Source organism: Serratia sp. CY47280, from assembly GCF_052168655.1.
GTDB lineage: Bacteria > Pseudomonadota > Gammaproteobacteria > Enterobacterales > Enterobacteriaceae > Serratia > Serratia bockelmannii.
On sequence record NZ_JBJNMG010000001.1, the window covers coordinates 458,910 to 473,252 of the forward strand.

Sequence of the window (14,343 nt, forward strand, 5' to 3'; positions counted from 1 at the left end):
TCTCGACATTTTCGCTACGCCAACCGCGCTGCTCACCCTGTGGTGGGCCCATGACAAAAAGGGTTATCATAACGATAACCCTGGCATGAAATGACGCTTTAGGCGCTGAAGCCAACGTTAACCGGGGAGGTCAGCCGTGTGGCTGGCAGGGCCCCGATCAGTTCGAATCGGTATTGTTGTTGTTCCCCCACATGGTACCGCCGCCGTTGCTCCCGCCCCAGGGAATGCCTGATGGGCCAACAGAGCCGGGGGCACGATCGCCAGTGACATAGTTACCGACAGCACCGCCGACAATGGTGCCGACAACGCCGCCCGCCACGCCACCGATAGAGCCGATGCCACCGCCGATCGCTGCGCCGACCGTTTCCGCGGAAACCGTCAATGTACCGCTGCGATCTCCTGCACCGGAAATGATTGAACATTCTTCAGAGGTAAGATTGCGCATATTTGCTCCTTAATCATTAAATTTTCAAATAAGCCACGTTTATCATGCCGAGCGTTGCCCGCGATCGCTATTGAGCAATTTATGCGTGCCGATAACGGCAACGGCGATAAGGGCGTATTTCAAGAAGCGATTGAGGGTGAAATAATCCGCAATCGTGCCAGCAACAAGCCCAATTAAAATGGCGAACAATACAATAAGTGACTTTTTCATATGATGAACACGAATCTTCCTGTATTAGTTACTGTCGGCAGGATTGTTCGTCGATGTTTGTTTATTGCCACCCAACATGGATTCCACCATTTTGCCTGCGGTATAGGCGGCACCACCGATAACGGCACCGGCAACAGCGCCTGGGCCGGCACCGACACCGCCAGCCATGGCGCCGGTCATCGCCCCACCAACCGCGCCGGCCGCGACGGCCCCGCCCAGCTCCGCATAGCTGAAATCCCCAGCGGCTGCGATAAAGTTCACTTCATTAATCGTAAGTTCTCTCATAACGACTTCCTTATATTATTGGTTTTTGCAGTTTTCCGATACCAGAAAAATGCCACTAGCAAGGTTGAAAAGATAAAGGATTGAATGATTGTGCTGGTAAACCTCCTGTCTTCGGAAAAAAATAACGAATAAAAAATATCCATGAATGTGTAGTAAAAGCAGAACAAAAAAATCCAACTGCTGGGTAATTTCATCAGTGCCTCGATAGGTTTGATTGGCCAGGGGTATCTTCTCGCGTTATTCCAATGATGTGGACAACGCGCGCAGCATCCGCGTCAGCGCTCGAAGAAGTTGAGCGTTGTTTAAAATGCTGTAATGCGTTTCTGCACAATAATTGAGTTGAACGTCATGAGAGGATTGCCTCTCCCAGCGTTGTGCAAGATTGGGGTGTTTACGCTGACGTTGCTGGCTGAGCCAAAGCGTCAGCGGTATCGCTATCTGTGGCAGAGGGCCGGCGTTATTCGTCAGATCAAAGGATTTTTTCAGCGCCCAACAAAAGGCTTCGGCATGTTCCAGCGTGATCTTCTCCGCAAGCACGCTCTGATTCAGCGCATAGTGCATTTTTATCTCGTTGGCGAAGCTGTCTATCGCGTTCGTTTCTTGATGCCGACACAAATGGCGCGCAATACCGAGAGAGTCGAACAGGCTGAGATAACTTTGCGCCACGCTGAAACCTCGATTCACTGAGGGGTGCTGGGCGGGCAAACCGCTGTCGACAAGCACCGCATGCGCAAAGGGCGCGCCTTGTTCCGTAGCCTGCGCCGCCATATGGACAGCTAATTGGCCGCCCAATGACCAGCCGGCGATAACGGCAGTGTCGCGTTTGGCACGCGGTATGGCCGCCAAATGGGAGGCGGCCAATCGCTGCAGGGTGAGTGTGTCGTCTGCGCCTGGCGCGGCCAACCCCGGGCTGGCGATGGTGATGATGTTGGCGCAGGCGTAAAGTTGTTTTATCCACTTTGCATATTGATGTACCTGGCCACCGGCACCATGCACCAAATACAAGGTGGGCAGAGAGGGGCGATCGGCTGCGCCGGACAACATCGATAACGGCAGGGGCGCGTTATCGCGCAGACGCTCGGCAAGTTTATCGAGCTGTGAGTAGCCAAGGATTTCCGCCAGGGTTAATTCCACATTAAGGGCGCGCTTGATGTTACCCAAAAACGTAATGCCGGAAAGCGAGCTGCCGCCATTGCTGAAGAAGCTGGCATAGGGGTCGATCTTGTCTGGAGCACAGCCTAACGTATCCGCCAACAACTCACGTAGCAGCATGAGTTCCGCGGACGCGGCGGGAACAGCATCGCTGGCCTGGCTCCGTTCGGTGCCTGGCGATAGCAAGGTGCGATCCAATTTGCCGTTGCGTGAAAGCGGGAAACGTTCAATAAGATGATAGTGGGATGGCGCCATATACGCGGGCAATGCGGCCGTAACCTGCTCGCGTATTCTTTGCTCCGCCTGGACGCTGGCTTTCCCCGCCTCGGTCAATGTGAAATAGGCTTCCAGATACGGTGTGCCGTTCCTGGTTTCATCGCGACAGACGACGCACGCTTCAGCGACCAGTTCGCTGCTTTTGAGCGCGAATTCGACGTCACCCAATTCGACGCGAAAACCCTGCAGTTTCACCTGTTGGTCTTCGCGGCCGAGGAATTCGATGTAACCGCTGCGATGCCAACGGCCACGATCGCCGGTGCGGTACACGCGTTCTCCGGTGGTTGGGAGAAGAACAAAGCTGCCGGCGGTGGTTTGCCTATCGCGCCAATACTCGCGGGCAACGCCAACGCCACCGATATAAATGTCGCCGGTAACGCCGAAACCGCACGGCTCGAGTTTTTCATTCAACACCCACATGCTTTGATTCGGCAATGCGGTTCCATAGGGGATGGCGTTTCTGTAGTGCGTATCTCGTGTAAGTGGATGATAAATTGACCATATTGCCCCTTCGGTGGCACCGCCAAGGCTGGTGATGGTGGCGTTGGGGCAAAGCCGATGTGCTTCGGCGATCAGCCGCGGAGAGATACGATCGCCGCTCAGCCAGATATGCCGCAGTTGAGGCAGCGACAGGATGTTTTCTTGTGCGCAGTATTGCACCAGCATTTGTAAGATGGCGGGAACCGAGTTCCAGATGCTGATTTTCCGCTGGCGTATCGCATGTAGCCATGCTGACGGCTCTTTAGCGTCGTGCGGCGATAACACGGTTACCGATGCGCCGGCTAGCCAACTGCCGAACAGGTCATAGACCGATAAATCGAAGGCCAGGTCGGCGAGCGCCAATACGTTGTCACGATGTGAAACGTTAAACAGTTGATTCATGGTCAGCAAGGTATTGGTGACGGCGCCGTGTTCCATCGCCACGCCTTTTGGCGTACCTGTCGTCCCCGATGTATAAATGACATAGGCGAGTGCTTCCGCTTCGCCTGATGGGAAGGTTGCTGTGCCTGTGGCAGAGGGAGAAAACAGCGCCTCCAGATCCTGAAGGCGGGTTGTCTGCGGATAGCGGGCGCGATGGTGAGCCCGATTGCTCAAAACCCAGGCGCAACCCGATATTCGCATAATGGCCGCTACGCGGGCATCCGGTAATCCTTCGGCCAACGGCAAGTAGGCGCGTCCGGCGAGGATCACGCCGAGCGCCGCAATAGCTTGATGAGCGCCGCGTGGAAGATCGATGGCGATGAGCGCGCCTGGAGCGGTATGGGCGTTCAGCCAATGCGCCACGAGGCCGGCGTGCTGCAATAGCCGATCGTAATGCCACACCTGATCTCCCTCGAACAACGCCGGGCGATCCCCATGCTGGTGGGCAGCGCGTAACAGCCGATCGGAAAGAGGTTGCCGCAAGCATACCGGCATCGCCTGCCCGACGGAGAGCTGCCGCAATTGCCGGTTATCGGCCATTGGCGCCAGCGAATAGTGGTCGACGGCCCGCGAAGGATCGCAGGCAATTTGCTGCAACAGCAATGCGTAAGCTTGCGCCAATCCGTTAATACGCTCCGGCGTAAACAGCTTGGCGTTGTATTGCCACTCCAATTGAATGCCCTCTGCGCCGGAAATCACTTCCAGAACCAGATCAAACTTGGGCGGCGCATAGCGTCTTGGCAGGGTGTTAACCTGCGCACCGCCAAGATTTAGCTCGTTGCTTTTGCGATGTTGGCAGACGAACATGATTTGAAAAATGGGGTGGAACTTGCCGCGCGTGGGCTTGAGTTGTTCAACCAGGTAAGAGAAGGGCAATCCCTGATGTTTGAAAGCGCGCGCAAATTTATTGGCGTTCTTTTGCAGCAGCGCGGTGAAACTGTTGTCGCCAGTGATGATAAATTGGTGAGCGATCGTGTTGACGAAGCTGCCAACGGCGTCGTTTAACGTCGGCTCGTTCCTGTTGGCGATCGGGCTACCGATGACTACGCGATCCGTCGCCGATTCTCTGGCAATCAGTAACGCGAAGGCGGAGTGCAACAGCGTAAACAGCGTCGTACCGTTATGTTTGGCTAACTGGGCCAGGGCCGGCTGCAGTTCGTTCGTCAGCGATGTTCTGACGATATTCTGTGTTTTGCCTGCCGCGGTGATGGCGATATCGTATTCAAGCGCGTGTTTTTCCGGCGCACCATCCAGTTCATCGCGCCAAAACGCCATGCTGTCATCGACATTGGCGACGGCGAGGAAAGGGTCTTCAAGATAGCGGAAAAACGCCTGACCGTTGTCATAATGCCAATGCTCTTCGTACGCTTGATAGTCACGGCTCAGTTCATCCACCAGCAAATTGGCCGTCCAGCCGTCGACCACGCAATGGTGGAAGGTCAAGAACAGATAGTGGTGCTGCGCGCTCTTTCTCAAGATCCGGCAGCGCAGGGGATACTCAGCCGCGAGGTCAAACGGAATCGTACACTGGGCGTTAAGCGCCGCCAGCATATTTTCTTGCTGCTCTTCACTGTTCAGCCTGCTGATGTCCTCGAGGCTGTGTTCGAAAATGGTTTCATCAGGATGCACGATGTCAACGGTGATGGCTTCACCGTCTAGCCGGTAGCGGCCGCAAAGCGCACCGTGCCGCTTGAGCAGTTTTTTCAACGCGGCGAGCAAACGCTCGGGTTCAAAGGGCCCCAGGATCTCTTTAGCGATCGGAATGTTATACAGCGGGCTGTTCTTGGTGAAGTTTTCATACAGCCACAGGTATTGGCCCGCGTAGTGATTGACGGTGTAACAAGGCTTCTCGCCGGTGTGCCGCTCTGAATTGTCTGGCGTACAGACAGATAAAAATGCGGTAATGTCTTCCTGCACCGCACTGAGTGCGGCGGCGTCAACATGCTCGATGGTTTGGCGTCGAGGCGACAGCTCGCCGAATTTTGCTCCCTGTTTCGCCATTTCCATCAGATTGATCAAGCCGATGACGCTCATCAGTGCGCTCCTTCCATGTTGACGTCGATAGTTTTCGCTGTTCGACCGCTTTTATTCGGGCGTTTGTCGCTGTGGGCGGAAATCAAATTCAGCCAATACGCTAAGCTACACAACTGCACTCCCGGGTTTCTCCGCTGCGCCATTGTGAAGGCGGCGCGATGGTCGATATTCTCGCCATCATCGAAACCGAAGATCCTCAGTACGCAGCCGTTCAATCGCTCATTGGCCGTATCGAACCGAATGTGCGGGAAATAACCCAGCCGCGCAGAGAGGGCTATCAACTCTGTAACACCGGCGTCGACGGCTTGGCGGCGCGCATCGACTTTATGCAGCAACAGTAGTCGCTCATGCCGGAAATCGCGTAGCAGGCCTTGCGTGAGTTTGGCTCCGCCGGCCGTATCATGCATAAAGATCATGTGGTTAACTCGGCCGGGCAGGGTGTGCAGCAGGGCCGAAAGTGCATCGAGCCAACTGGCATATTGAGTGGCTTCGTTCGGTACGTTGAATATGGCCGCGTTCAGCGACCATTCAGCAGGCAACGGCAGCGCCTGCGGTGACAGAATGTCCACACCGCGTTTGTCGGCGAGGGCGGCCAATAAAAGCCGTTCATCTGTGCCTTCGGGAGATTGAATAAACAGCCTGCTGCTGGTCGGCGCCTCGGTTGATAGACAGCGGCCGATAGCGCAACGGATGTCCAGATGCTGCGGATCCAGACCATAGCGTGCATGGGCCAACTGCGTCAGGTGTCGGCAGAAATCGGCGAGTCTTGGATGTTCAAGAATGTCGCTCAGGTTCAGATCCAACCGACAGTGGGCGTTAAGCACGTTAATGATTTTTATGGCCTGCAGGGACTCGCCGCCGAGCGTGAAGAAGTCGCCATCGTCACTGCCCAGCGTCGCCAGCCAAACTTCATGCACCAGGGTGTTGAATGTCGTCGAACGCAACTCCCGTGTGGGTTCAGGCATCCGGGATTGTCTCTCCAGGGTGCGATAATCAATCTTGCCGTTAGCCAGTTTGACCAGCGGCGTTGGATGATGCACGAAGCGCTGAGGAATATGGGTATTGGGCAGTTCGCCGTACAGTGTGCGGCGCATTGCCTCACTGAGCGGCTGCCGGCTGTGATAATGCGCGTACAGTTCCGTTCCCGCGTCGCCGCTTTTGGCCAGTACGGCAATCTCGACAATGGAGGGCAAGCGGGCCAGACAGCTTTCTATCTCACCCATATTGACGCGCTGCCCGGCGATTTTCGCTTCACGAATTTTGCGGCCAAGGAACACCAACTGCCCATCTTGGCGCTGGCAGGCGATATCGCCGGTACGAAAGGCGGGCATGAGATGGCCGTTGGCCTCAAGGGTGACGAACTTTTCCGCGCTCAGCGTTGGCTGATGCCAATATCCCAGGCCGACGGTCGCTCCGGCTATCAGTAATTCGCCGCTGCAGCCGAGCGGCAACGGCCTGAGATCCTCGCCGACGATCGCCGTGTATATACCATCCAGCGGTGTGCCTATCGTCACGGCGGCGCCATCGTTTTTGATTTCTGCGGCCGTCGCCACCACGGTTGTTTCGGTTGGGCCGTAGGAGTTGAATAACTTCCTGCCTTTGGGGTAGTGCGCGAACCAGCGTTCTTTGGCTCGCGGTGAAAGGCTTTCGCCGCCGATGATAACGGTAGTGACGGCCGGCGGTAGCGTCTGTTCACCGCCGGAGGCGAACAGCATTTCATTAAAGTAGGCGGTCGGCAGATCCAACAGGCTGATGTGATGATCGTCGCAGAATGTGAAGAAAGCGGCAAAGCTGTGCTTGACGGTCTCGGGGGCGATACACAGGTGGGCGCCGGCCCCCAGCGTCATGAAAATTTCTTCGATGCAGGCATCGAAATGCAAGGGCGCAAATTGCAACACGCGTTCGTGCGGTTGAATGCCATAGCATTTTATCGCCGCATCGACAAAAACGTTGAGAGCATGTCGGGCGCCTATCACGCCTTTAGGCATTCCCGTCGAACCGGAGGTAAACATGATATAGCTGGTACCGACCGGGAACGCCGGCGCCTCAGTCGATGTTTGCCGGCGAAACACGGTGAAGTGTGCGAAATCCGTCGGCATATTGAGTGTCGATGCGCGCCAATGCGCCAATGCGCCAGGCTCGGAATGAACGGAGGGACGCGTGCGATCGGTAATCAGGATAGCGTCGCTAAACTGTTCAAGCAGTTGACGGTAAGCCGCTCCATCCCCTTTGGCATTCAGGTTGACGAAGGGCATTTTCAATTGCAACGCAGCAAGCATGCAGATGATGGCCTCCGGCCCTTGCGGCAAGTCGAGCAACAGTACGGTATGTGCGGCGCGAACGGGAGCCAGGACATCGGCCAGCGCACGCCACTGCTGCTGCAAAACGGCATAAGACAGCGTTCTGAGCGATGACGAGGCGTGTTCAGGCGTGAGGATCGCCGTGCGTTGCGGCGCTTGAACGACGGCACGATCGATACGCTGCATGATATCGACCACGTTGTCGTTGGCTGTTTTACCCAGCAGCGAGAGCGGGAAACGTTGTCGCAATGCCGCGACGGAAAGATTTTCCGGATCGTCGTACAGCAAGGTGCACAAGGTCTGTATCCCCTGGCTGTGCCGCACCAGACTGGCCGCATCGTAAAGCCCTGAGTCGGCATCGATCTCCAGCCGCAGCGTTTGGTTATCGAGATCGGGACGCATGTTGAAGACCAGATCCTGCGCGCCTCCTGAGCGTAAGTTACGGATTTCACTACGCTGAGCGGGAGAGAATGAGGCTGCCGCTTCAAAGGGAATGATATTGACCACGATGTTGAACAACGGCGAGCGGCTGGCGACGCTCCTCAGACTTTTTATCTCTTCGTAACGAAACGCTTGATGTTTCTTGAGTTGCTTGAGCGCGTGTTCAATGGTTTGCGCCAACTGTCGGCATGAAGCGGTGTCCTCAATATCGAGAGTCAAAGGAACAACGTTGGTCTTGCAGGTTAGCGCCTGCCTCGACAGGGCGTCTGTTCGCGCCATCATAGGGACGCCGATCGTTTGCTGCTTCTCGCCGGTACATAGGTACAAATACGCCATCACCGCTACAAAAGTGCGCGCCAGCCAGGAAGGATGTTCGGTTTGCAGCGCAAGGCGCTCGGCAGGATAGGGCAACGACGTCACATGGCGGATGGTCTGTCCCGAGGGAATATTGGCGCAGGCTAATGTCATCGGGTCTGGCAGTGAGGCGCTGGTCGCTTGCCAAAAATGTCGGTCTGCTTGATAGGCGGCTGACTGTTTATACTCAGATTCAGCCCTGAGCAAGGCATCGATCGCCGGTACGTCTTGCGGTTGTTGTGTCTGGTCTCGGTAGGCCTGCGCCACTTGATGGATCAGCAAATAAGTGCCGTAACCATCAAGCAGCAGATGGTGGCTGCAGAAATACCACAGAAAGCGTTTCTCACCCAGCCTGATGATTTTTTGTCTGAATAATGGCGCTGCGTTCAGCGAGAAGGGGCGCTTAGCATCCGCTTCCATTAATTCGATAGCGGTGGCCATATCGTTGGCGCTCTGCGAAAGATCTACCCATTCCACTGAGATATTGGCGGTGACGGAATATTGATAAGGCGTGCCGTTATCCTCATCAAACAGAACGTGCAGCGTAGGGGTTTGGCTGATGACACGATGAATAGCACGTTTCATTCTTGCGATATCGAGAGTGTGATTTATTTCGACATATTCCGCGATATTATAGCTCGATTTATCATCGCCGATCTTGGTGCCATAGTAAAATCCTGCCTGTGAATCCAGTAATTGATGTTTGCTCATTGCCTCATCCCTGACAATTATTTTTCTTTATTTTTTACAGTCATCAGTCTGCCCGTTCGGCGGGAGCGCCACACAACCGTGCGGCGTTCTACGATGGGGTGAACTCTTTTAAGGTGTTCCAAACATAAATGCGCGCTGCCTGGCTTGCAGCAAAAATCTAAAATACACAGCGTACCGCCCTCATCCCATTCTGAGTTATGGAGAAGAAACTGCGGATCGTTAATAAATCGACTCAGCGTCTCATCTCTCAGGTAGGCCCAGGTTATATACCCTATCGGGTTATCCAAATGGTCGAATAATATTTTAAATTGGTTTTGATTAATCGCTTCCTGAGTCCATAGCTGCAACGTTTTTATATGGTACAAACTGTAATTTTTATTCATCAACATACAGTTAACGGCGAAGCCCAGGCTCTCGTATTGACTGAACCTACTTTTACCCTGCTGGTTTTCTTTGATAAAACTCACGAAATATCCTCAGCGTTATTATTGTAATACGTTGATCGCCTGGCGCTCGAAACGGTCGAGATAGGTTTGCAATTGTTCGGTGATCTCGCTGACTTCGCCGCGCCAGCCGGAAATTTCTTGAAAAATCACTTCACGGCGCATGAACGTGCGGGAACCCAACCTTCTGGTGACGGTCTGCTTCATCGCCAGTTGTAATCCGGCGGAGGTTTGAGCTGCTGATGTTTCCTGAAGGTATTGCGCGTATAACCGACGGAACGCCAGAGAAAATCTCTCCTCCGCAGTCGTACCCTGTTGTTCGGCGGGAACCCTTACGGGTGCGTCGATGAGCCGGTGCAATAGGGCAATCGCCGGATGAGCATTCCCCAGGCCAAGACCTTGTCGACGGGTAAAGATGCCGGGAGCCAAATCGAACATTTTTTGCAAGCGTTCGCCTAAGGAGAACCACTCGGCGGTGAGAGGCAGGCGTTGTAAAAATGCAGGGTCAAAACCCGCCATACCGAGATTATCCAGCAGGCAGGCTCGTTTATAGGCCATGTTGAAGGCCGCACCGATGCCTTGGCGCGCTGCCGCGAGAAATGCCGGGCCGAATTGATGCTTGGCTAAATAAAAAGCGAGATCTTGCAAGCCTCTCAGCAACAAAGGGGCGTCTTCATTGAGCTTGTTGTGTTGAATGTAGCTGCGCCCGGGATCGCGACGTTCTGCGGGAAAAACACTGCGAACACCATGAAAGTCCAGCAGCCTACCGGCCATATCGCAATTGGAGGGTGAGGTCATCATCACCAAATGCCGGGTGCGGCAGTACGCGATCTGCGTCGCGAGACGCCGGGCAAGCTCGCAGAGCCCGTAGAATGCTTGTTCTTCCTGGGGCAATGCCAACCAGCTTGCGGCGTCAAACTCCGGGGGACGAGGCAGAAAAGCCGGTGCGGCGACAATCAGCTTTTCGACCCGCTGAATATCCGAAGGCTGCCTTTGCATCGCATCATGAGGATGATAGTAGGGTGCGCGGCAAAAATGTGCAGGGCGCACGACGGGCTCACGCACCAGCAACGCCTTGCGGTTATGGGGACTTCTCGCCGATTCAGGAGAGATGGCGGCTAAGGGGCTATCGGTCACCAAGATCGCCTTATTGGGCACGGCACCGTAAGGCAGCAGTTTGGCCATGACGTTCCCCCATAATGCCTCCAATACTGCGCCAGTCATCGTCAACTCGCCATCGACATGCTTTGCCCCTTGACCGACTAACGCATTAGCCCCAATACCTTTAACCTGCCAACGCCCATCAAAGCCACAGCGTGCTCCGCCGCCGTTGCGCGAAATAGCGCCGCCGCCATAACGTTCGGCGAAAAAGACTTTTTCATCGTTTAAGCGCGGCGTACCATCATCAAAAATAGCATGGCGATTATTTTCTTCGATGAGATAGCTGGTCTCTTTTTTCAGTTCGTCTTGTTCAGCAGGGCTTAATGCATTGTGCCAGAGTAATTGAGAACCTGTCTTTTTTGCGACGAAAGGGATCAAGCTTTCGTGAAGCATGGCGAGCTTTGTCATTTTTTAATCGTTATTTTTATTGGTGCAGAGTAAGTTAAATCCCGGCCTTATTGCACAAGGAATAATAAGACTGTTTTTTTAATTTGATGAATCCGGTGTTGAAAGTGAAGACGAAGGTGAAGGGCGGCCACCGCCACTGCCATTCCAGGTTGGGCCCATAGGAACCTGTGGAATAGCAACGTTAACCGGCATGTGTGGTGCGGCTTGAATAGCTATTTCCGTCCCGACGCCCACGGCTAAGGATTCGGGGGTGGGTAATTTCGCTATTGTGCTCAGGCTACCGACAATGAGCGAAGTCGGATTATAAGAATCGTTGCCGTCAGATCCGTTAATACATGACAATTCAACTTCCGTTAAGGCTCTCATTTAAACTCCTTCTTGCGAGAGGTGATAGATAAAACAAGCGAAAAAATAATCGCCATCGGCAAACCATAACTGGCCGTGGTTTTAAGGGCGGCCGTATCCAAAAGGATCGCCTGGCGCTGCAGGCAGTAGTCTAAAAATACGGCAAGGGGAAATATCAAGAACAGCATAACGATGTGGTACGTGCGCACGCCTTTTTTCTTCGCGTTTTTATAGATCGCACTGATAATGAGGATGAAAATGACAATAAGAACTATTTCCGTTATAAGGTGCAATTTGATTAGCTCCATTAATCAAAATTTACATCAAGTTACATTGGGTAACCTGATAAGTCAACAGGGTATTTTATGATTCCTCTTTATTTATCATGGTATTGAATTAATTAATCATAAAATGATTACCTTTTGTGACTATATGTCGATGATGAAAAATAAAGATGTCAAAGAAGCGTTTGGCCGCGGTCGGCGAGGCGGTTAACTTCTAATCACTTGTTTTTGCTCAAACTGCCAACTGCGCCTAAGCTAGGTGATGACTCTGAGGGAGCCATTCCCCGAGACCTTATTCCGTGAACATGGAGGAGTTTCGATTTGATGCGTTTATCCACATTGGTGCTGGCGATCGGCATGGCGCTGGGCTCGCAGGCACAGGCAGCAGAAACCCAACCTCACGCCGACCATAGTGCCCTGCCCAGCGGCCAGGCGAAGGAGGCTACCGTGACCGGTGAAGCCAATCAGCACGACAAGCAAAAGACCCAAAACCCGTTCTTCTATCAAAGCCGTCTGCCGTTCCAGGCGCCGCCGTTCAACCTGATCAAGGAAAGCGACTACGCGCCGGCGATCGAGGCGGGCATCAAGCAAAAGCGGGAAGAGGTGGAGAAGATCGCCAACAACCCGGCCAAGCCCAACTTCAAGAATACCTTCGTGGCGCTGGAGCAGGCCGGTTCGCTGCTGACGCGGGTGATGAACGTGTTCGGCGCCATGACCTCGGCCAACACCAGCGATGCGCTGCAGAAGCTGGATGAAGAAACCTCGCCGATGCTGGCGGCGCTGAACGACGACATCATGCTCAACGGCAAGCTGTTCGCGCGCATCAAGGCCATCTATCAGGATCGCGATGCGCTGAAGCTGGATCCGGAATCGCGCCGGCTGGTGGAAGTGACCTACAAGAACTTCGAGCTGGCGGGCGCCAACCTGTCGGACGCCGACAAGGCCAAGCTGAAGGCGCTGAACCAGGAAGCAGCGACGCTGAGCACCCAGTTCACCAACAAACTGCTGGCGGCGAGCAAAAACGGCGCGCTGGCGATAACTGACCAGGCGAAACTGGACGGTCTGTCCGAAGGTGAGCTGGCCGCGGCAGCGCAGGCGGCCGCCGAGCGCAAGCTGGAGAAACAGTGGCTGTTGGTGCTGCAGAACACCACCCAGCAGCCGCTGCTGCAGAGCCTGAAAGATCGCGACACCCGCCAAGCGCTGTTCGACGCCTCCTGGACGCGCGCGGAGAAGGGCGACGGCAACGATACCCGCCAGACCCTTTCCCGTCTGGCCAAGGTACGCGCCGAGCAGGCCAAGCTGTTGGGCTACCCGAACTACGCCGCCTGGAAGCTGCAAAACCAGATGGCCAAGACGCCGGATGCCGCCTTGAGCTTTATGCGCAACATCGTGCCGGCGGCCACCGCGCGCGCCGAGCGTGAAGCCAAAGACATTCAGGCGGTGATCGATCAGCAGAAAGGCGACTTCAAGGTGCAGGCCTGGGACTGGCAGTTCTACGCCGAACAGGTGCGCAAGGCCAAGTACGATCTGGACGAATCGCAGATCAAACCTTACTTCGAGCTGAACAACGTGCTGAACAACGGCGTGTTTTACGCCGCCAACCTGCTGTACGGCATCAGTTTCAAAGAACGCAAGGACATTCCGGTCTACCAGCCGGACGTTAAGGTGTATGAAGTGTTCGACAAGGACGGCAAATCGCTGGCGCTGTTCTACACCGACTACTTCAAGCGCGACAACAAGGGCGGCGGCGCCTGGATGAGCAACTTCGTCGATCAGTCGAAGCTCAACGGCACCAAGCCGGTGATCTACAACGTCGCCAACTTCACCAAACCGGCGCCGGGGCAGCCGGCGCTGCTGTCGTATGACGACGTGATCACCATGTTCCACGAGTTCGGCCACGCGCTGCACGGTATGTTCGCCGATCAGGAATACCCGAGCCTGTCGGGTACCAACACCGCGCGCGATTTCGTCGAGTTCCCGTCGCAGTTCAACGAGCACTGGGTCAGCGATCCGAAAGTGTTCAGCCACTTCGCCAAGCATTATCAGACCGGCGAGGCGATGCCGCAGGAACTGGTCGACAAGATCAAGAAGGCCGACAAGTTCAACAAGGGCTACAGCATGACCGAGCTGCTGTCCGCCGCGCTGCTGGACATGCACTGGCACATGCTGACCGCCGACCAGCCGCAGCAAGACGTGGACAAGTTCGAGGCCGAGTCGCTGCAAAAAGACAAGGTCGATCTCGGCTACGTGCCGCCGCGCTACCGTTCCAGCTATTTCCAGCACATCTGGGGTAACGGCTACGCCGCGGGCTATTACGCCTATCTGTGGACGGAAATGCTGGCGGACGACGCCTTCCAGTGGTTCACCGAGCACGGTGGCCTGACCGCCGAAAACGGCCAGCGCTTCCGCGACATGATCCTGTCGCGCGGCAACAGCCAGGATCTGGAGAAGCTGTACATCGACTGGCGCGGCAAAGAGCCGAGCATCGAACCGATGCTGATCAACCGCGGGCTGAAGGACGAATAGTCCCGAGGGTATGAACAAGGAGAGTGAGTAAACCAACGGCACGCCAA

The 14,343-nt window shown here is 55.0% G+C and carries 10 protein-coding genes; 1 reads left to right on the forward strand and 9 read right to left on the reverse strand.

Features of this window, described 5'->3' with window-relative positions; translation table 11 throughout:
- Positions 1–157 precede the first annotated feature (157 nt).
- The 9 genes from ACJ8J4_RS02330 to ACJ8J4_RS02370 all read right to left on the reverse strand — a co-directional run bounded on the left by ACJ8J4_RS02330 (position 158) and on the right by ACJ8J4_RS02370 (position 11,794).
- Positions 158–382 carry a hypothetical protein gene (locus ACJ8J4_RS02330; protein ID WP_154892309.1) on the reverse strand — a complete coding sequence of 75 codons (225 nt, stop codon included), beginning with the start codon at positions 380–382 and terminating at the stop codon, positions 158–160.
- A 105-nt stretch (positions 383–487) separates the two neighbouring features.
- Positions 488–655 (reverse strand): hypothetical protein, encoded by a 168-nt coding sequence (locus tag ACJ8J4_RS02335; RefSeq protein ID WP_016927849.1) that lies wholly within the window; start codon positions 653–655, stop codon positions 488–490.
- 24 nt (positions 656–679) lie between these two features.
- On the reverse strand, positions 680–940 hold the full coding sequence (locus ACJ8J4_RS02340) for a hypothetical protein (RefSeq protein WP_016927848.1): 261 nt from the start codon (positions 938–940) through the stop codon (positions 680–682).
- Between the two features lie 237 nt (positions 941–1,177).
- Complete coding sequence (locus ACJ8J4_RS02345; RefSeq protein ID WP_099816813.1) at positions 1,178–5,323, reverse strand: non-ribosomal peptide synthetase; 4,146 nt, start codon at positions 5,321–5,323, stop codon at positions 1,178–1,180.
- Complete coding sequence (locus ACJ8J4_RS02350; protein ID WP_264383929.1) at positions 5,323–9,129, reverse strand: AMP-binding protein; 3,807 nt, start codon at positions 9,127–9,129, stop codon at positions 5,323–5,325. Before ACJ8J4_RS02350 ends, ACJ8J4_RS02345 begins: the two co-directional genes overlap by 1 nt.
- 17 nt (positions 9,130–9,146) lie before the next feature.
- Positions 9,147–9,596 carry a toxin-activating lysine-acyltransferase gene (locus tag ACJ8J4_RS02355; protein ID WP_025302733.1) on the reverse strand — a complete coding sequence of 150 codons (450 nt, stop codon included), beginning with the start codon at positions 9,594–9,596 and terminating at the stop codon, positions 9,147–9,149.
- Positions 9,597–9,614: 18 nt separating this feature from the next.
- Positions 9,615–11,141, reverse strand: coding sequence for an MchC protein (locus tag ACJ8J4_RS02360; RefSeq protein WP_264383931.1), 1,527 nt, complete (start codon positions 11,139–11,141; stop codon positions 9,615–9,617).
- A gap of 78 nt (positions 11,142–11,219) precedes the next feature.
- Entirely contained in the window at positions 11,220–11,507 is a 288-nt protein-coding gene (locus ACJ8J4_RS02365; protein ID WP_442515979.1) for an E492 group microcin, read from the reverse strand.
- Positions 11,504–11,794 (reverse strand): hypothetical protein, encoded by a 291-nt coding sequence (locus ACJ8J4_RS02370; protein WP_049208108.1) that lies wholly within the window; start codon positions 11,792–11,794, stop codon positions 11,504–11,506. Before ACJ8J4_RS02370 ends, ACJ8J4_RS02365 begins: the two co-directional genes overlap by 4 nt.
- Positions 11,795–12,094: 300 nt before the next feature.
- Between ACJ8J4_RS02370 and dcp the strand changes: the two genes are divergently transcribed.
- Entirely contained in the window at positions 12,095–14,296 is a 2,202-nt protein-coding gene (dcp, locus tag ACJ8J4_RS02375; protein ID WP_197812661.1) for a peptidyl-dipeptidase Dcp, read from the forward strand.
- The last annotated feature ends 47 nt before the right edge of the window (positions 14,297–14,343 follow it).